Below are 17,614 nucleotides of genomic sequence, written 5' to 3' on the forward strand. Positions count from 1 at the left end.
GAGTCAGGCTTCGTTCTTGGCCTTGATCACCTGGCGGCCACGGTAGAAGCCGTTGGGGCTGATGTGGTGACGCAGGTGCGTCTCGCCCGTGGTGGGCTCGACGGCCACGCCCGGCACGTCAAGGGCGTTGTGCGAGCGGTGCATGCCGCGCTTGGAGGGGGACTTCTTGTTTTGCTGAACAGCCATGATCGGCTCCTGGGCTCGAAAGGGTTGGAAGGAAAACGCGATCAGCCCATAAAAGAGACGAGGGGTTTCGCGCGAAGCCCGCCATTATAGCGGATGCGTCGACCCCTGCCAGGGGCGATCAATCGGCGCCCTTGCGGCCCAGGCCCGCCAGAGCGGCAAACGGGTTGGGCGCCTCGGCGCTGGCCGCCTCGAACTCCTCGTCGCTGGAGGCCATCTGCACGGCCACGGGACACTCCTCGTGGCGCGGCACCAGGGGCAGGGCCATGATCAGCTCGTCCTCGATCAGCTCGCGCAGGTTGAAATCGCGGCTGAGCGCCAGCAGGTCTTCGTCGCTGTCCACATCCAGCGCCTCGGCGGTGGTCTCGTCGGCGACGAAACGGAACTCGCGGTCCACCGCCAGCGGCACGTCCACCGGCTGCAGGCAGCGCTGGCAGGTCAGCGGCACGGTGGCGTCGGCCTTCAGGCGCAGCCACAGCTGGCCGCCGATGCCGTGCGTCGAGCGCACCTCGCCATCGGCCGACCAGTCCACGCGCAGGTCCGGGTGCAGGCCGCGCGCCTCTTCCGCCAGGCGCCGGTAGCGCAGCAGGGTGTCATGACCGGACAGGTGGCCTCCGGCCTGCGCGAAGGCCTTGACGTCCAGCCGATCGGGGGAGTGTTCCTTGGTCATCGGGGCAGTGTAAGAGAATCGCGGCATGCCGGAACCCCTCACCGAATCGTCAAGAAATCAGCGCCCCCTGGTGCTCGGTTCGACCTCGCCCTACCGCCGCGAGCTGCTGGCGCGCCTGGGCCTGCCGTTTGGCACCGCCGCCCCGCAGGTCGATGAAACACCCCTGCCCGGCGAGGCGCCGCGGCAGCTCGCGCTGCGCCTGGCGCTGGCCAAGGCACGCGAGGTGGCGGCGCGCGAGCCCGGAGCCGTGGTGATCGGCTCGGACCAGGTGGCTGACTTGGACGGCCAGCCCCTGGGCAAACCCGGCAGCCACGAACGCGCCACCGCCCAGCTGCGCCGCATGCGCGGGCACGCCGTCACGTTCCACACCGCCGTGGCCGTGGTGTGCCGGGAGACCGGCTTCGAGCAGGTCGAGCTGGCCGAGGTGCACGTGCGCTTTCGCAACCTGTCGGACGCCGAGATCGAGCGCTACCTGCGCGCCGAGCAGCCCTACGACTGCGCCGGCAGCGCCAAGAGCGAGGGTCTGGGCATCAGCCTGCTGGAGGCGATCGACAGCGACGATCCGACAGCGCTGATCGGCTTGCCCCTGATCCGCACCTGCCGCCTGCTGCGCGCGGCCGGTCTGACCCTGCCATGACCGCGCCCCCTGCCCCCGGCACGCTCTACCTGGTGCCGGCGCCACTCGATTTCGGCTGCGACAGCGAAACCCCGCTGGCCAGCGTGCTGCCGGACGGCACGCTGCGCCAGGCCGCTGCCCTGACCCACTGGGTCTGCGAGAACGCCAGAAGCCTGCGCGCCTACCTGAAACGCATCGACGCCGTGCATCCGCTCGCGGCCGCGCTGCAGCAGCAGCACATCACCGAACTGCCCCGGCAGGTGCACAAGAAGGGCGACCATGCCAGCGCGGGCGGCGCGGCGTTCGACGCCCGCCCGCTGCTGGCCCCGCTGCTGGCCGGCCACGACCTGGGCCTGGCGAGCGAGGCCGGCATGCCCGCCGTGGCCGACCCGGGCAGTTCGGTGGTGCGCGCCGCGCACGACGCGGGCGCGCGCGTGGTCCCGCTGGTCGGGCCGGTCTCGCTGCTGCTGGCATTGGCGGCTAGCGGGCTCAACGGCCAGAGCTTCGCCTTCGTCGGCTACCTGCCCCAGGACGGGGCGGCGCGCGCCCAGCGCATCCGCGAGCTCGAAACGCTGGCGCTGCGCACCGGCCAGAGCCAGCTGTTCATCGAGACGCCCTATCGCAATGCCGCGCTGTGGCAGGCGCTGGTGCAGCACCTCAGGCCCGACACGCGCCTGGCGCTGGCGCAGGGACTGACGCTGGCCCAGGCGCAGATCCACAGCCGGCGCGCACGCCAGTGGCGCGAGCGGGCAGACTTCGCGCCGGCCGCGCACCTGCCGGCAGTGTTCGCCATCGGCCAGTGAACACGCTGCTGCGCTATTCATTGAATAGCTGCCTGTCTTTGCCCATCAACGTCAAAAGCCGTTTTTCATTCTTTTTCAGGGCTCCGGGGCCGGCGCCTCGGGCTGCGCCAGGAAGGCCCGGCACACGGCGCGCGCCTGGCGCTGGTAGTCGCGCATCAGCGCGCTCAGCCGCTCCCTGGGGCGCGGGTCGCTGAGCGCTGCCGGCAGCAGCGGATCGCGTAGCAGGCAGGCGATGACGTGGCGGCCCAGCAGCAACGACTCGCGCGTCGCGGCGGCCAGGTCCCGGGTCGGCAGCCGGCGGGCGCTGCGCTGCAGCGCCGCTGCCAGTGTGCGGTAGCGCTGCGCCAGCTCGCGCGTCTGCCACAGGCCGCGCACGCGCTCCAGCGCCGGCGGCTGCAGCGAGTGCAGCCCGGCCACCAGCGCCTGGGGCGCCAGGCCCAGGCCCTGCAGGCGCCCGTGCTCGCGCGCCACGCCGCCGCGCAGGTTGTCCGGCCGCAGCCACAGACCGGGCGACAGGGCGGCAAAGCCGCGCAGCTGCAGGGCCCGTTGGTGCCTGCGCCAGGCCGTCTTGTCCTGGCGCAGCACCTCGCCATCGATCACCGACACCCAGCCACCCTGCCAGTCCAGCTGCTCGCGCTGGCGCAGCCACCAGCCGTCCACCGCCTCGGTCAGCGGATGGCGGCCGCGCTCGATAGCGTACAGGCCGCGGTGGCTGCGCCGGATCTTGCCTTGCGCCAGCAGCCGCGTGAGGGCCACGCGCATGACCGCCGGCGCCAGCCCGAACAGCGCGCCGGCGCGGCACAGTGCTGCCGAAGGCAGCTCGCCGCCATCGGCCACCAGCAGGTCCAGCACCAGCTCGGGCGCCGACGGCAGGGCCTCCTCGATATTTCTCGGTGTGTCCATGTTTGAGAAATATGGAAATGTTTTTTAGGATTTTGCGCATCTTTGCCGCAGGAGTCTTGCCGTGTCCGATGTGCTGTACGAAACCCGGGGCCCCGTGTGCCTGATCACCCTGAACCGCCCCGCCCGGCGAAACGCCGTGCATGGCCCGATGGCCAGCGCGCTGCGCGCCGCCTTCGAACGCTTCGAGGCCGATGCGGAGTTGCGCGTGGCCGTGCTGCACGGCGCGGGCGGGCATTTCTGCGCCGGCGCCGACCTCACCGCCGTGGGCGACCCGGCGCTGCGCAACGAGCTGGACCCGGAAGGCGGCGGCAGCGGACCCATGGGCCCCACGCGCATGGCGCTGGGCAAGCCGCTGATCGCCGCCGTCAACGGCTACGCCGTGGCTGGCGGCCTGGAGCTGGCGCTGCTGGCCGATCTGCGCGTAGCCGACGAGGACGCCACCTTCGGGGTGTTCTGCCGCCGCTGGGGCGTGCCGCTGATCGACGGCGGCACGGTGCGCCTGCCGCGCATCGTGGGCATGGGGCGGGCGCTGGACCTGATCCTGACCGGCCGCCCCGTGGGCACTGCCGAGGCGCAGCAGATGGGCCTGGTCAACCGCATCGCGCCGCCGGGCGGCGCCCTGGAGCTGGCCCTGGAGCTGGCACAACAGTTGGCCGCCTTTCCCCAGCAGTGCCTGCTGGCCGACCGCGCCTCGGCCTATGCCCAGTGGGACCTGCCGCTGGAGCAGGCCCTGCGCCAGGAAGGCCGCATGGGTACCCCCATGGTCGCCGCTGAGGGCGTCGCCGGGGCCGCCCGCTTCACGCAGGGCGCCGGCCGCCATGGGCAGTTCGACACGCCGCGCGGGCAGCACCAGGACTGAGAGCCCATCCCACTTCCCTTACCCCGATCCCAGGAGACACCTGCCATGACCACCCTCTCGGGCGCCGCGCGCCAGCCCACCTACCTCGAACTGATCCACCGCGGCGCGGCGCTGCACGGCGACCGCATCGCCATCGTCTGCGGCGACCAGCGGCTGACCTTCGCGCAGACCGACGCGCTCAGCAGCCAGCTGGCCCACGCCCTGCGCCAGGCCGGCGCGCGGCAGGGCCAGCGCGTGGCGCTGCTGCTGAACAACAGCATCCACAGCGTGCCGGTGGACTTCGCCTGCGTCAAAGCCGGGCTGAACCGGGTGCCGCTCAATGCCCGGCTGTCCCTGGCCGAGCACGCCCGCATGCTGCAGGACACGGGCTGCACGCTGCTGGTGTTCGGCACCGACCTGCACGAGCGCGCGGCGGCGCTGGCCGCGCAGGTGCCTGGCCTCGCCTGCCTGGGCCTGGGCGCGCGCGTGGATGGCGGTGACGACCTGCTGGCCCTGGCCGCCGCCCAACCCACTTCGGCACCGGACATCCAGGTGCAGCCCGACGACATCGTGCTCACCCTGTTCACCAGCGGCACCACGGGCTCGCTCAAGGCGGCGCAGCACACCCAGGCGTCGTATGCCGCGGTGTGCCGCAACGTGCTGCTGAACCTGATGCCCATCGGCCGGGACGACGCCATGCTGCACGCGGCCTCGCTGATCCACGCCTCGGGCGTGTTCGTGCTGCCGTTCTGGCTGCGCGGCGCGCGCACCGTGATCGCGCCGGCCTTCGAGCCGGGCGCCTACCTGTGCCAGCTCGCCCGGGAGCGCATCACCACCATCAACATGGTGCCCACCATGCTGCAGATGCTGCTGTCGCATCCCGACTTCCGTGCCACCGATGTCTCGGCGCTGAAGGCGGTGATCTACGGCGCCTCGCCCATGCCGCGCGCCATCATCGAGCAGGCCATGGCCGCCTGGGGGCGCGAGCGGTTCTGGCAGTACTACGGCCAGACCGAGGTGCCGCTGTGCATCGCCGTGCTGCGTCCCGAGCACCACGAGGGCGAGGCCCTGGATGCCTGCGGCGTGCCCGCCATCGACGTGGAGCTGCGCATCGTGGACGAGGCGGGCCAGCCCCTGCCGCAAGGCCAGGTGGGCGAGATCGTGGTGCGTGCGCCGTCCGCCGTGTCGGGCTACCTGAACGCGCCGCAGCTGACGGCCGAGACCTTCGGCGCCGATGGCTGGGTGCACACGCGCGACATGGGGCTGCTCGACGGGCGGGGCCTGCTTCACCTGCGCGACCGCAAGTCCGACATGATCATCACCGGCGGGTACAACGTTTATCCGCTGGAGGTGGAGAACGCCCTCATGAGCCACCCGGCCGTGCGCGAGTGCGCAGTGGTCGGCACGCCGCACGATAAGTGGGTCGAGCAGGTGACGGCCGTGGTGGCGCTGCACCCCGGGCAGGCGGCCGACGAGGCGCAGCTGATCGAGCACGTGGCCGGGCAGCTGGCCGGCTACAAAAAGCCCGGGCGCGTCGTGTTCGTGGCGGAAATCCCGAAGACGGCCGTCGGCAAGCTCAGCCGCAAGGCGGTGCGCGAGCAGCTGCGGCAGCTGGCCTGAAGAGGAGCGGGGGCCTTCCCGGAAGGCCCTTTTTCTGCCCTTTTTTTCTTCTCTCAGCGCAGCTGCGGCACCTGCAGCGCCGCCAGCGCCTTCATCGCGCCCGCGCCGACAGCGGCGCCGAACTTGCGCGCCAGTCGCTCGGCGACGTTGTCGCGGCGCGTGTAGTCGATGACCTCCTCGGCCTTGACCACCTCGCGCGCCACGTAGTCCAGGTTGCCCACCTGGTCGGCCAGGCCCATGGCCACGGCCTGCTGGCCGGTCCAGAACAGGCCGCTGAAGGTCTCGGGCGTCTCCTTGAGGCGCTCGCCCCGCCCGGCCTTGACCACGGCGATGAACTGCTGGTGGATCTGCTCGAGCATGGCCTGGGCGTATTCGCGCTGGCGCTCGCTCAAGGGGCTAAAGGGGTCGAGGAAGCCCTTGTTCTCGCCGGCGGTGATCAGGCGCCGCTCCACGCCCAGCTTGTCCATGGCCTCGGTGAAGCCAAAGCCGTCCATCAGCACGCCGATGCTGCCGACGATGCTGGCCTTGTCCACGAAGATGCTGTCGGCGGACGCGGCGATGTAGTAGGCGGCCGAGGCGCAGGTCTCCTCGACCACGGCATACACCGGCTTGCCGTGCTTGGCCTTGAGGCGTGTGATCTCGTCGTTGATGATGCCCGCCTGCACCGGGCTGCCGCCCGGGGAGTTGATGAGCAGCACCACGGCCTGGGCGCCCGGGTCCTCGAAGGCGCTCTTCAAGGCGGCGACGACGAACTCGGCGCTGGCCTCGGCGCCCGAGGCGATCTCGCCCTTGATGTCCACCACTGCCGTGTGCGGGCCGCTCTTGGCAGTGCTGGCCAGGTCGCGCGACATGAGCGCCCAGGCCATGCCCAGCACCAGGGCAATCCAGGCAAAGCGCCAGAAGATGCGCCAACGGCGCGCCGCGCGCTGCTCGGCCACAGTGGCCAGCACCAGCTTCTCCAGCACCTGACGCTCCCAGGCGGGACCGGAGGCAACAGGCGCACCTGCTGCATTTTTAGTAGCAGCATTTCCCCACAGGTCGGGGCCTGGAGGCATGTTTGGCTGCGATCCTTGGGGTGGGCGGGAGGTGGGCTCGGTCATGATGGGTCAGCGTCAGAACACCAGGGGTTGCAGCAGGGGCGCAGTATGCCAGCGCACCACGCCCTCCTGCTCCGACAGTTCCACCTTCACCAGCGCCCCGCGGCACGGGCCGCCGGCGCAGGCCCCCGTGTCGGGCTGGTAGGCCGCGCCGTGCGTGGCGCACAGCAGCCAGCGCCCGGTGTCGTCGAAGAACCGGCCTTCCTGGTAGTCCATCTCCATGGCCACGTGGGTGCAGCGGTTGAGGTAGGCATGCACGCGCCCTTCGTAGCGGATGGCGAAGGCCCGCACGGGCTCGCCCGCGTACAGCACGTCAAAGGCCACGGCGTGCCCGCCATCCTGCAGCTCGTCGCTGGCGCACAGGGGCAGGCCCTGCTCGTGTGTCGACGCGGCCATCAGGCGTTGCCCTCCAGCCACTGGTGCAGCTCGGCCACCGAACCGGCGACGTGCAGCGGCGCAAGCGCGGCAAACCCTTCGGTGCTGTGCGCGCCATAGCCCACGCCCACGCTGGGGCAGCCCGCGGCGCGCGCCATCTCCAGGTCGTGCGTGGTGTCGCCGATCATCAGTGTGCGCCCGGGCGCGACATCGAACTCGGCCATCAGCTCATGCAGCATCAGCGGATGCGGCTTGCCGGCGGTCTCGTCGGCCGTGCGCGAGCCGTCGAACATGCCGCGCAGCTGCACCGCGCCCAGCACGTGGTCGAGCCCGCGGCGGCTCTTGCCGGTGGCCACGGCCAGCAGATGGCCACGGCCCTTGAGCATCTGCAGGAGCGGCAGCACGCCGGCGAACAGGCTCACATCGTCCTGGTGCTGCAGGTAGTGGTAGCGGTAGCGGTTGCCCAGCTCGGCATGCCGCTCGTGCGGCACGTCGGGCGCGGCGTGGGCCAGCGCCTGAGGCAGGGCCATGCCGATGACCCAGGCCGCGGCCTCGGTCGTGGGCACCTGGCCGCCCACGTCGCGCACCGCCTCCTGGATGCTGCGCACGATGATGGCGGTGGAGTCGAACAGCGTGCCGTCCCAGTCGAAGGCGATCAGGTCGAAGCGGCGGGGGCGGGAAGAGGTCATCGGCGGGAGGGTTTCGGCAGGAAGGGGCGCGGCGCGCCGGTGCAGGCGGCCTGCGCGCGTGCTCTCAGAGGGACTGGGAGGGGGCGGCGTCGGCGGCGAAGGCGGCCAGCTCCGGGGGCAGCTCGGCGTGCAGCTGCAAGGACTCGCCGCTGGCCGGATGCTCGAACTGTAGCCGCCAGGCGTGCAGGAACATGCGGCGCAGGCCCTGCTTGTGCACGCGGCGATTGAGGTCGAAATCGCCGTACTTGTCGTCGCCCACGATGCCGTGGCCGCTGCTGGCCAAGTGCACGCGGATCTGATGCGTGCGCCCGGTCTTGATGGTCACCTCCAGCAGCGCCATGGCCGGCAGGCCCTGCCCGGGCCGCGGCGCAAACTGCTCGCGCACCCGCACCAGGGTGAGCGCGCGCATGCCGTCCGGGTCGTCGGCCGTGGTCACGCGCACGCGGCGCTCGCCGCCTTCGATCAGATACTTGCGCAGCGGCGCGTCCACCACCTTGCGCGCGGCCGGCCACTGCCCGGCCACCAGCGCCAGGTAGGTCTTGCCCGTGGAGCGGTTGCGAAACTGCTCCTGCAGTCGCGTGAGCGCCGAGCGGCGCTTGGCCACCAGCAGGATGCCCGAGGTCTCGCGGTCGAGCCGGTGCACCAGCTCCAGAAATCTGGCCTGGGGGCGGGCGCGCCGCAGCTGCTCGATCACGCCGAAGTCCACGCCGCTGCCGCCATGCACGGCCACGCCCGCGGGCTTGTCGATGGCGATCAGGTGTTCGTCCTCGAACAGAACGGGGAACTCGCGCGCCGGAGCAGCGCGCGCGTCCTCCCCGGCCGGCGCCTGGGCAGTGCGCACCGGCGGCACCCGCACCAGGTCGCCCGCCCCCACGCGCGCATCGGCACTGGTGCGGCCGCGGTTCAGGCGCACCTCGCCGCTGCGGATGATGCGATAGACGTGGGTCTTGGGCACGCCCTTCAAATGGCGCATGAGAAAGTTGTCCAGTCGCTGGCCGGCCCACTCGGCATCGACCTCGAGAATGCGCGCCGCCGGAGCGGCGCTTGCCTGGGCAGGCGAGCCGTGTGCGGCCGCTTTGCCGCCTATAATCTGTTTCACCTGCGCGACGAATATGTAAGTGGTTGATTTGTCTGGATTTTAACGGACGCAACCCGGCTTGGCGCACAGGCTGGTCGATGCCAACGGGCGTTGTGCGCATTCCGGGCGGGCTTATTTTGCCGCCTGCACCGGTTGCACTGCATGACGCGCGGCGGGCTGACTCATCGAAACACGGAATACGGATATTTCAAGGTCGGCGCCGGCCTTCTTGCCCTTCAACCGGGCAAGGCCCGGCGTCCGACGGATCAAAGCGAAATCATGGGGCTGCTTCTGGCGTGGATCGTGTCATTGTGGCGGGGGCGTCAGCTCCTGCCCTGGCCGTGCGCGCCATCGGTCGTGCCCGCCTGCACCCTGCCCGCAGCCCGGCCACCCGCCGTGCGGCTGCGCGCATTGCGCCTCGCCTCCATCCACGCCCCTCCCCACCGGCTGCGCACCCACTGATTTTTCGCGCAGGCAAACGGCCTGCGCCGCGCAGCTCCCGTGCAGGCATCCGGCTTCCTTCTTCGTTTCGACGCGTCCGCCCCGGCATCTTTGGCTCCTGTCAAGGGCCTTTTTTGACGCCAGCGCACGGCTGCGGCACAGGCCGCACCCTGCCCTGCGCCCGGCGCATGGATACGCAAGACAACGAAGGAATCGCATCATGAAGCGGATGCTCATCAACGCCACGCAGCCCGAGGAGCGGCGCCTGGCCATCGTGGACGGCCAGAAACTGCTGGACTACGAAATCGAGATCGAAGGGCGCGAGCAGCGCAAGGGCAACATCTACAAGGCCGTGGTGACACGCGTCGAGCCCTCGCTGGAGGCCTGCTTCGTCGATTACGGCGAGGACCGCCACGGCTTCCTGCCTTTCAAGGAAATCTCCAAGCAGTATTTCGCCGAGGGCGTCTCGCCCTCGCAGGCGCGGATCAACGAGGCGATCCGCGAAGGCCAGGAGCTGATCGTCCAGGTCGAGAAGGAAGAGCGCGGCAACAAGGGCGCGGCGCTGACCACCTTCATCAGCCTGGCCGGCCGCTACGTGGTGCTGATGCCCAACAACCCGCGCGGCGGCGGCGTGTCGCGCCGCATCGAGGGCGAGGACCGCGCCGAGCTGAAGGAGGCGATGGACCAGCTCGAGTACCCCAAGGGCATGTCCATCATCGCGCGTACCGCCGGCATCGGCCGCAGCGCGCCCGAGCTGCAGTGGGACCTGAACTACCTGCTCAAGCTCTGGAACGCCATTGACGGCGCGGCCAAGGCGGGCCGCGGCGCCTTCCTGATCTACCAGGAATCCAGCCTGGTGATCCGCGCCATCCGCGACTACTTCAACAGCGACATCGGCGACATCCTGATCGACACGGACGACATCTACGAGCAGGCGCAGCAGTTCATGGCGCACGTCATGCCCGAGCATGCCGCCCGCGTAAAGCGCTACCGTGACGACGCGCCGCTGTTCTCGCGCTTCCAGATCGAGCACCAGATCGAGTCGGCCTATTCGCGCACCGTGACCCTGCCCTCGGGCGGCGCCATCGTCATCGACCACACCGAGGCGCTGGTCAGCGTGGACGTGAACTCGGCCCGTGCCATCAAGGGCGGGGACATCGAGGAAACCGCCACCCGCACCAACCTGGAGGCCGCCGACGAGGTGGCGCGCCAGATGCGCCTGCGCGACCTGGGCGGCCTGATCGTCATCGACTTCATCGACATGGAGGAGAGCAAGAACCGCCGCGACGTGGAAAACCGCCTGCGCGACGCCCTGCGCCAGGACCGCGCCCGCGTGCAGTTCGGCGCCATCAGCAAGTTCGGCCTGCTGGAGATGAGCCGCCAACGCCTGAAGCCCTCGCTGTCCGAAGGGGCTCACATCCGCTGCCCGCTGTGCGACGGCACCGGCCACGTGCGCGACACCGAAGGCTTCTCGCTGCAGATGCTGCGCATGATCCAGGAAGAGTGCATGAAGGACAACACGGCCGCCGTGCACTGCCAGGTGCCGGTGGAGGTGGCCAGCTTCCTGCTGAACGAAAAGCGCACCGAGATCGCCAAGATCGAGCTCAAGCAGCGCGTTTCCGTGGTGCTGATCCCCAACAAGACGCTGGAGACGCCGCACTACAAGCTCGAGCGCCTCAAGCACGACGATCCGCGTCTGGACGGCATGGACGCCAGCTACAAGCTGGCCGACCTGCAGGAAGAGCCCACGCGCGTCACCCGCCGCTCGCAGGAGCCGACCAACAAGCAGACGCCGGTCATCAAGGGCGTGCTGCCCGACGCGCCCGCCCCCGTGGCCGAGCCGCGCCCCCAGGGCGCGGGCCGCACGCGTGGCAGCGCCCAGGCGGGCCGCCAGGGCGCGGCGCAGCCCCCGGTGGCACCGCCCGTGGCACCCCCCGCGCAGGCGCCTGCCGCGGCGGCCGTGCCCGAGCAGGGCTTCTTCGCCTGGCTCAAGAGCCTGTTCGGCTTCGGCGCCAGGCCGGCGCCCGCGGCCCCTGCGCCCGTGGCGCAGCCCGCCGCCCAGCCGGCCGAGCCCGAGCGCAGCGAAGGCCGCCGCTCCGGCGGCGAGCGTGGCCGGCGGGGCCAGGGCGCGGGCCGTGGCGAAGCAGGCACCGGCGGCAATGGCTCGTCCGAAGGACGCGGCCGCCGCAGCAGTGAAAACCGCGAAGGCCGCGAGGGCCGCAGCGGCGGGCGCGGCAGCCGCGAGGGCGGCGAGCGCCGCAGCGAGCAGGTGACTGGCGAAAACGAATCGCGCCGCGAGCGCGAGCCGCGTGAGCTGCGCGAGCCCCGCGAGGGCCGGGGCAGCCGCGAGCGGACCGAGCGCTCCGCAGCCGCAGCCCAAGTCGCCGCGGAATCGATGGAGCCCGGCCGCGCAGCCGGCCCCATGGACGACGGCGCCGCGCCGCAGCCACGCAACGGCCGCGGCGGCACCGAGCGCAACGGTGAGCGCCGTGAACGCCGCGAGCGCCGGCCACGCACGGCGGATGCCGAGGGCATGCCGATGCCTCTGGACGAGCAGCAGCTGGCCGGCATGGCCGAACTGGAGGCAGGCGCCACCGCCGGCCACGCTCCCGGCAGCGACGTAGGGGACGCCGCAGCACCCGAGCAGCGGCGCGAGCGTCGCTCGCGCGACCGCTATGGCCGCGACCGCCGCGAGCGCAACGTCCGTGCAGAGCAGGCAGAGCAGGCAGAGCAGGCAGACGAGGCCACCGACGGCAGCGCTGCAGCCCATTCCGTGCAGCAGGAGGGCGACGCCTTTCTGCCGGACGTCGATGTGACCGCTGCCGGCATCGCCCCGCAGGGCGCCGAGCAGCCGGTGCGCCGCAGCTACTTCGCGGCGTCGGCATCTGCGGCAGTGCCCGAAGCCGCGCTGCAGGCCATCGAGCCTGCCGCCGAGCCCACCGCCGCCGCTGCCGGCACCGCAGCCGAAGCGCCTGCTCCGGCGCCCACGGCACCTGCCCCGGTGCAGCTGGCTCCTGCCCCGCAGGCTGCTGCAGCCGCCGAGGCCCTGCCCGTGCCGTCCACGGCGCTGTCCGAGGAAGCGGCTCCCGCAGTCCCGGCAGCTCCGGTGGCAACTCCGGTCCCGGCCCCGGCTCCCGCCCCGGCACCTGCCCTTGCTCCGGCTCCTGCAGCCGAGACAGCAGCACAGCCTGGCCCGGCGCCTGCCGCCCAATCCTTCACCCTGCCGCTGCAGGCGCTGGAGGACATTGCCCGCGCAGCCGGCCTGCAGTGGGTGAACTCGGACGCGGACAAGATCGCCGCAGCACGGGCAGCCATGGCCGCCGAGCCCCGCCCGGTGCACGTGCCGCGCGAGCGCCCGCCGGTAGTGACGCTCGATGAAGGCCCGCTGGTGCTGGTGGAGACCCGCCGCGACCTGCGCGACCTGCGCCTGCCATTCGAGCAAGGCAGCGAGCAGCAGGGCTAAAGCCGGGGCGGCAGGGGTGCCGCCCCGGCCCCGCCTGGTCGTTCAGTCATTTTTCGATAGCTGGACATCCAGGCGCGGCGCGGCCCAGGCCGCTATCGCAGCCTTTTTTCTTCTCCGAGAACGGAGCGTCCCCAGCCATGCTGTTCCTGCTCTCTCCTGCCAAGTCCCTGGACTACGGGCGCCCCCTGCCCACAGGGCTGGCGCACAGCGTGCCGCATTTCGAGCGTGAGGCCGCGCAGCTCGCCGCCGTGCTGCGCGCGAAGGCACCGCAGGAGCTGGCCCAGCTCATGGCCCTCAGCGACAAGCTGGCCGCGCTGAATGTGGCGCGCTACGCCGCGTGGCAGCCCACGTCTGCTCCGCAGCACGCGCGCCAGGCCCTGCTGGCCTTCAACGGCGATGTCTACGAGGGGCTCGATGCCTCGTCGCTCGACCTGCAGGACCTCGACTGGGCGCAGGAGCACCTGGCCATCCTGAGCGGCATCTACGGCGTGCTGCGCCCGCTCGACCTGATGCAGCCGTACCGCCTGGAGATGGGCACGCGCCTGGCGACGGACGCCGGCGCCAGCCTCTACGCCTTCTGGGGCACGCGCATCGCCGAACACCTGAACGCGCGCCTGGCGCAGGCCGCCGAGCCGGTCGTGGTCAACCTCGCTTCGCAGGAATATTTCAAGTCCGTGGCGCGCCCGGCCCTGCAGGCGCGCGTGGTTGAATGCGTGTTCGAGGACTGGCGGGCGGGGCAGTACAAGGTCATCAGCTTCCATGCCAAGCGCGCCCGCGGGCTGATGGCGCGCTGGGCCATCCAGGCGCGCGCCAGCCAGCCGCGGCAGCTGCAGAGCTTTGCCGCCGAAGGCTATTCTTGGGCGCCCGGCGTCTCCACGCCCGAACGGCTGGTGTTTCGCCGCAAGCCCGCCTGAGGCGACGCCCCGCCTGCCACCCACCGCACGCCCGGACGACGGAGAACCCATGACCGCTCTGCCCTCCCAGCCTATCACCGACGAACTGCGCCAATGGATCCTCGCCCAGGCAGAAAGCGGTCTGGCGGCGCCCATGCTGGTCGAGTCCCTGACCCGCGCGGGCTGGCAGCCGGACGTGGTTACCGCCGCGGTCGAAAGCGTACTGGGCGTGCCCCCGGCGGCCAGGCTGCCCGAGCCCGACCTTGCGGAGGCCCCAGGCCGCATCGATGTGGGCGACCGGCAGGTGCAGGTTCTGATGAGCATGGCGCGGCCGCGCCTGGTGCTGTTTGCCAACCTGCTCTCGGCCGAGGAGTGCGAAGCGCTGATCGACGCCGCCCGGCCGCGCCTGACGCGCTCGCTCACCGTGGCCACCGCCACCGGCGCCGACCAGGTCAACGACGACCGCACCAGCGACGGCATGTTCTTCCAGCGCGGCGAGAACGCCGTCGTGCAGCGGCTGGAAGAGCGCATCGCCCGCCTGGTACGCTGGCCCATCGGGCACGGCGAGGGCCTGCAGGTGCTGCGCTACCGTCCGGGCGCGGAGTACAAGCCGCACTACGACTATTTCGACCCGGCCGAACCCGGCACCCCCACCATCCTGCGCCGCGGCGGCCAGCGCGTGGCCACGCTGATCATCTACCTGAACGAGCCGGTCCGGGGCGGCGGCACCACCTTCCCCGACGTGTTCCTGGAGGTGGCGCCGCGACCCGGCAACGCCGTGTTCTTCAGTTACGAGCGGCCCCACCCCGACACGCGCACGCTGCATGGCGGCGCGCCCGTCGTCGAGGGCGAGAAGTGGATCGCCACCAAGTGGCTGCGCGAGCGCGAATTCCAATGACCGCCTCTTTTTCCTTTTTTCCACTCCTGCCTCCCCCATGACCCCCACCCCGCGCGAATTCACGCTGCGCGGCGTCCTGCTGGGCGCCCTCATCACCCTGGCGTTCACCGCCGCCAACGTCTATTTGGGCCTGAAGGTGGGCCTGACCTTCGCCTCGGCCATTCCCGCGGCGGTGATCTCGATGGCACTGCTGTACCGTTTCAAGGACTCCAACATCCTGGAGAACAACCTGGTGCAAACGCAGGCCTCGGCGGCCGGCACGCTGTCGTCGGTCATCTTCGTGCTGCCGGCGCTCCTGATGCTGGGGCTGTGGTCGGGCTTTCCGTTCTGGCAAACGGCTCTGGTGTGCGCCGCCGGCGGCACGCTGGGCGTGCTCTACACGGTGCCGCTGCGCCGTGTCATGGTGGTGCAGTCCACCCTGCCCTACCCCGAGGGCGTGGCCGCGGCCGAGGTGCTGCGCGTGGGCGAGGCGCAGCGCCAGCATGCGGGCGGCCAGGCACGCAGCGCCGGCCTGCGCAGCCTGGGCTGGGGCACCGGTCTGGCAGCGCTGCTGAGCTTTCTGAGCGGAGGCCTGCGCCTGCTGGGCGACGCGGTGAACTTCTGGGTTCCCGCCGGCGGCGTGGTTTTTCGCGTCGCCGCCGGGTTCTCGCCGGCGCTGCTGGCCGCAGGCTACCTGATGGGTGCGGCTGCCGGCGTGGCCACGCTGCTGGGCGTGGTGCTGTGTTGGGGCGTGGTCGTGCCATGGCTCACGGCGCACGCCGCGCCGGCCGAGGGTCAGGCACTCAGCGCGCTGGCCACCCAGCTGTGGGCGGCCAAGGCGCGCTTCCTGGGCGCGGGCGTGATTGCCGTCGCCGCCCTGTGGACGGTGGCCACGCTGGTGCGCCCCATCCTGCAGGCCATCGCCCGGCAGCCGGCACGGAAGGACGCAGCCGACGCACCGGCGCAGGGCGAGACCGACCGCGACATGCCGCGCAGCTGGATGCTGGCCATCGGCCTGGCGGCCCTGGCCGTGCTCTGGGGCGTGACCAACGACTTCATCGGCCAGCACCTGCAGGATCTCTCCAGCGGCGCGCGCTACGCCCTGGCGGCGCTGTGCGTGCTGTTTGCCGCCGTGTTCGGCTTCCTGGTGGCGGCGGCCTGCGGCTACATGGCCGGCCTGGTGGGCTCGTCGGCCAGCCCCATCTCGGGCATCGGTATCATCGCCACCATCCTGATGGGCCTGTCGCTGCTGGCGCTCAGCGCGCTGGTGCCGGCCTTTGCCACCAGCGTGTCCGGCCCGCTGGGCGTGGCGCTGGTGCTGTTCATGGTCTCGGTCATCCTGGCCATGGCGGCCATCTCCAACGACAACCTGCAGGACCTGAAAACCGGCTACCTGGTGGGCGCCACGCCCTGGCGCCAGCAGGTGGTGCTGATCATCGGCTGCCTGGTGGGCGCCGTGGTCATCCCGCCGGTGCTGGACCTGCTCTACAACGCCTACGGTTTTGCCGGCGCCCTGCCGCGCCCGGGCATGGACCCGGCCCACGCCCTGGCCGCCCCGCAGGCGACGCTGATGCAGCAGATCGCCAGCGGCATCTTCAGCCGGTCGTTGGACTGGACCATGCTGGGCCTGGGCGTGGCCGTGGGCGTGGTGGTGATCGTCGCCGATGCGCTGCTGCGCCGCAGCGGCCGGGCACTGCCGCCGCTGGCCGTGGGGCTGGGCATCTACCTGCCGCCCACCATCGGCGTGACGCTGGCGGTGGGCGCGGCGCTGGGCTGGCTGGTGCAGCGCGGCATCCGCGCCTGGGGCCAACGGCGGGGCGCGGACTGGGTGGCCACGGCCGAGGAGCGCGGCCTGCTGCTGGCCTCGGGCCTGATCGTGGGTGAGAGCCTGATGGGCCTGCTGCTGGCGGCCGTCATCGGCTTCAGCGGCCAGGACGCGCCGCTGGCCCTGGTGGGCGATGGTTTCGCTCCGGCGATGTGGCTGGGTCTCGCGACCTTCATCGCCCTGGCCGTGTTCTTCTACCGCAGCGTGCTGCGCCGCTGAGCGGCGCGCAGGCCCTGCGCCCCTGCCCGGAAGGTTGCTTTTTCCATGTCACAGACCCCCGAACAATCCCAGCTGGGCCGGCGCTCGGCCTATGCCGACCAGTACGACGCCGGCCTGCTGTTCCCACTGCCACGCAGCCCCAAGCGCGCCGAACTTGGCCTGCAGCCGGGCGCGGCACCCTTCTTCGGCGCCGACCTGTGGACGGCCTACGAGCTGTCTTGGCTGAACGCGCGCGGCAAGCCCCAGGTAGCCCTCGCCCACATCACCGTGCCGTGCGAGACGCCCAACCTGATCGAGAGCAAGTCGCTGAAGCTGTACCTGAACAGCTTCAACGGCACGCAATTCGCCAGCGCCGACGAGGTGCGCGCCCGCATCCGCGCCGACCTGAGCGAGGCCGCGTGGCGCGGCTCGGGCCACTCGGGTAGCGTGGGCGTGCGGCTGATCGCACCGGAGGGCTTCGGCGCCGAACAGGTGCGCGAGCTCGATGGCCTGCTGCTGGACCGCCTGGACGTGGAGTGCACCCAGTACACACCCGCACCGCAGTTGCTGTCGACCAACCACGACGAGGCGCCGGTGACGGAGTCTCTCGTCAGCCACCTGCTGAAAAGCAACTGCCTGGTGACCGGCCAGCCCGACTGGGGCAGCGTGCAGATCACCTATAGCGGCGCACAGATCGAGCAGGCGGGGCTGCTGCAGTACCTGGTGAGCTTTCGCAACCACAACGAGTTTCACGAGCAGTGCGTGGAGCGCATCTTCATGGACGTGTGGGCGCGGTGCAGGCCGATCAAGCTGGCGGTGTATGCGAGGTATACGCGCCGGGGAGGGTTGGATATCAATCCGTTTCGCACCAGTCATCCGCAGGCGTTGCCGAGGAATATGCGGACGGCGAGGCAGTAGGTTTTTGTAGCTGGCTGCCCTTGCCTGGCGCGGGGTTTGGGCTGGTTTTGTTGTTAGGTTTTTTTGGGTGTGGGGGGCCGGGACTCGCCCCGGCGGGCGACTTACTTTCTTGTCGCGCGACAAGAAA

The 17,614-nt window shown here is 71.0% G+C and carries 16 protein-coding genes; 9 read left to right on the forward strand and 7 right to left on the reverse strand.

Annotated elements, in window-relative coordinates; translation table 11 throughout:
• Positions 1-3: 3 nt before the first annotated feature.
• Together rpmF and RT051_RS09420 are read right to left on the reverse strand one after the other, a co-directional pair.
• On the reverse strand, positions 4-186 hold the full coding sequence (gene rpmF / locus RT051_RS09415; RefSeq protein WP_313075595.1) for a 50S ribosomal protein L32: 183 nt from the start codon (positions 184-186) through the stop codon (positions 4-6).
• Positions 187-304: 118 nt separating this feature from the next.
• On the reverse strand, positions 305-853 hold the full coding sequence (locus RT051_RS09420) for a YceD family protein (RefSeq protein WP_313075598.1): 549 nt from the start codon (positions 851-853) through the stop codon (positions 305-307).
• A gap of 25 nt (positions 854-878) precedes the next feature.
• Between RT051_RS09420 and RT051_RS09425 the strand changes: the two genes are divergently transcribed.
• Entirely contained in the window at positions 879-1,490 is a 612-nt protein-coding gene (locus tag RT051_RS09425; RefSeq protein WP_313075601.1) for a Maf family nucleotide pyrophosphatase, read from the forward strand.
• Complete coding sequence (locus tag RT051_RS09430; protein ID WP_313075604.1) at positions 1,487-2,272, forward strand: SAM-dependent methyltransferase; 786 nt, start codon at positions 1,487-1,489, stop codon at positions 2,270-2,272. Before RT051_RS09425 ends, RT051_RS09430 begins: the two co-directional genes overlap by 4 nt.
• A gap of 75 nt (positions 2,273-2,347) precedes the next feature.
• Here RT051_RS09430 and RT051_RS09435 read toward each other — a convergent pair whose 3' ends face one another.
• Positions 2,348-3,175, reverse strand: coding sequence for a PaaX family transcriptional regulator C-terminal domain-containing protein (locus tag RT051_RS09435; protein ID WP_313075607.1), 828 nt, complete (start codon positions 3,173-3,175; stop codon positions 2,348-2,350).
• Positions 3,176-3,236: 61 nt separating this feature from the next.
• Between RT051_RS09435 and RT051_RS09440 the strand changes: the two genes are divergently transcribed.
• Together RT051_RS09440 and RT051_RS09445 are read left to right on the forward strand one after the other, a co-directional pair.
• A complete protein-coding gene (locus tag RT051_RS09440) occupies positions 3,237-4,034 on the forward strand; it encodes a crotonase/enoyl-CoA hydratase family protein (protein WP_313075611.1) in 798 nt (265 codons plus the stop codon).
• Positions 4,035-4,079: 45 nt separating this feature from the next.
• Positions 4,080-5,633, forward strand: a complete 1,554-nt coding sequence (locus RT051_RS09445) for a class I adenylate-forming enzyme family protein (RefSeq protein WP_313075614.1) — start codon at positions 4,080-4,082, stop codon at positions 5,631-5,633.
• Positions 5,634-5,686: 53 nt separating this feature from the next.
• Here RT051_RS09445 and RT051_RS09450 read toward each other — a convergent pair whose 3' ends face one another.
• The 4 genes from RT051_RS09450 to RT051_RS09465 form a co-directional block, all read right to left on the reverse strand.
• Complete coding sequence (locus tag RT051_RS09450; RefSeq protein WP_313075617.1) at positions 5,687-6,733, reverse strand: S49 family peptidase; 1,047 nt, start codon at positions 6,731-6,733, stop codon at positions 5,687-5,689.
• Between the two features lie 12 nt (positions 6,734-6,745).
• Positions 6,746-7,126: a Rieske 2Fe-2S domain-containing protein gene (locus RT051_RS09455; RefSeq protein ID WP_313075620.1), complete on the reverse strand. Its 381-nt coding sequence runs from the start codon at positions 7,124-7,126 to the stop codon at positions 6,746-6,748.
• Positions 7,126-7,794 (reverse strand): HAD-IA family hydrolase, encoded by a 669-nt coding sequence (locus RT051_RS09460; protein ID WP_313075623.1) that lies wholly within the window; start codon positions 7,792-7,794, stop codon positions 7,126-7,128. The genes RT051_RS09455 and RT051_RS09460 overlap by 1 nt, the downstream gene beginning before the upstream one ends.
• A gap of 64 nt (positions 7,795-7,858) precedes the next feature.
• Complete coding sequence (locus RT051_RS09465; RefSeq protein ID WP_313075624.1) at positions 7,859-8,893, reverse strand: RluA family pseudouridine synthase; 1,035 nt, start codon at positions 8,891-8,893, stop codon at positions 7,859-7,861.
• A 640-nt stretch (positions 8,894-9,533) separates the two neighbouring features.
• Between RT051_RS09465 and RT051_RS09470 the strand changes: the two genes are divergently transcribed.
• The 5 genes from RT051_RS09470 to queF all read left to right on the forward strand — a co-directional run bounded on the left by RT051_RS09470 (position 9,534) and on the right by queF (position 17,487).
• Positions 9,534-12,776, forward strand: a complete 3,243-nt coding sequence (locus tag RT051_RS09470) for an Rne/Rng family ribonuclease (RefSeq protein ID WP_313075626.1) — start codon at positions 9,534-9,536, stop codon at positions 12,774-12,776.
• 137 nt (positions 12,777-12,913) lie between these two features.
• The gene (yaaA, locus tag RT051_RS09475; protein WP_313075629.1) at positions 12,914-13,690 is read left to right on the forward strand and encodes a peroxide stress protein YaaA; all 777 of its coding nucleotides are present in this window, start codon (positions 12,914-12,916) and stop codon (positions 13,688-13,690) included.
• 49 nt (positions 13,691-13,739) lie between these two features.
• A complete protein-coding gene (locus RT051_RS09480; protein ID WP_313075634.1) occupies positions 13,740-14,567 on the forward strand; it encodes a 2OG-Fe(II) oxygenase in 828 nt (275 codons plus the stop codon).
• A gap of 37 nt (positions 14,568-14,604) precedes the next feature.
• Positions 14,605-16,590 carry an OPT family oligopeptide transporter gene (locus RT051_RS09485; protein ID WP_313075637.1) on the forward strand — a complete coding sequence of 662 codons (1,986 nt, stop codon included), beginning with the start codon at positions 14,605-14,607 and terminating at the stop codon, positions 16,588-16,590.
• Positions 16,591-16,635: 45 nt separating this feature from the next.
• Positions 16,636-17,487: an NADPH-dependent 7-cyano-7-deazaguanine reductase QueF gene (gene queF / locus RT051_RS09490; RefSeq protein WP_313075640.1), complete on the forward strand. Its 852-nt coding sequence runs from the start codon at positions 16,636-16,638 to the stop codon at positions 17,485-17,487.
• Positions 17,488-17,614: the final 127 nt, after the last annotated feature.

The sequence above is a fragment of the Melaminivora sp. genome (assembly GCF_032059615.1).
Lineage (GTDB): Bacteria > Pseudomonadota > Gammaproteobacteria > Burkholderiales > Burkholderiaceae_C > Melaminivora.

Bases quoted from the DNA above. Each gene is read 5' to 3' on its own strand.
- RT051_RS09460 (WP_313075623.1), bottom strand. From the start codon at position 7,794: ATGACCTCTTCCCGCCCCCGCCGCTTCGACCTGATCGCCTTCGACTGG.
- yaaA (WP_313075629.1), top strand. From the start codon at position 12,914: ATGCTGTTCCTGCTCTCTCCTGCCAAGTCCCTGGACTACGGGCGCCCC.
- RT051_RS09420 (WP_313075598.1), bottom strand. From the start codon at position 853: ATGACCAAGGAACACTCCCCCGATCGGCTGGACGTCAAGGCCTTCGCG.
- RT051_RS09425 (WP_313075601.1), top strand. From the start codon at position 879: ATGCCGGAACCCCTCACCGAATCGTCAAGAAATCAGCGCCCCCTGGTG.
- queF (WP_313075640.1), top strand. From the start codon at position 16,636: ATGTCACAGACCCCCGAACAATCCCAGCTGGGCCGGCGCTCGGCCTAT.
- RT051_RS09480 (WP_313075634.1), top strand. From the start codon at position 13,740: ATGACCGCTCTGCCCTCCCAGCCTATCACCGACGAACTGCGCCAATGG.
- RT051_RS09430 (WP_313075604.1), top strand. From the start codon at position 1,487: ATGACCGCGCCCCCTGCCCCCGGCACGCTCTACCTGGTGCCGGCGCCA.
- RT051_RS09485 (WP_313075637.1), top strand. From the start codon at position 14,605: ATGACCCCCACCCCGCGCGAATTCACGCTGCGCGGCGTCCTGCTGGGC.
- RT051_RS09450 (WP_313075617.1), bottom strand. From the start codon at position 6,733: ATGACCGAGCCCACCTCCCGCCCACCCCAAGGATCGCAGCCAAACATG.
- RT051_RS09470 (WP_313075626.1), top strand. From the start codon at position 9,534: ATGAAGCGGATGCTCATCAACGCCACGCAGCCCGAGGAGCGGCGCCTG.
- RT051_RS09435 (WP_313075607.1), bottom strand. From the start codon at position 3,175: ATGGACACACCGAGAAATATCGAGGAGGCCCTGCCGTCGGCGCCCGAG.
- RT051_RS09445 (WP_313075614.1), top strand. From the start codon at position 4,080: ATGACCACCCTCTCGGGCGCCGCGCGCCAGCCCACCTACCTCGAACTG.
- rpmF (WP_313075595.1), bottom strand. From the start codon at position 186: ATGGCTGTTCAGCAAAACAAGAAGTCCCCCTCCAAGCGCGGCATGCAC.
- RT051_RS09455 (WP_313075620.1), bottom strand. From the start codon at position 7,126: ATGGCCGCGTCGACACACGAGCAGGGCCTGCCCCTGTGCGCCAGCGAC.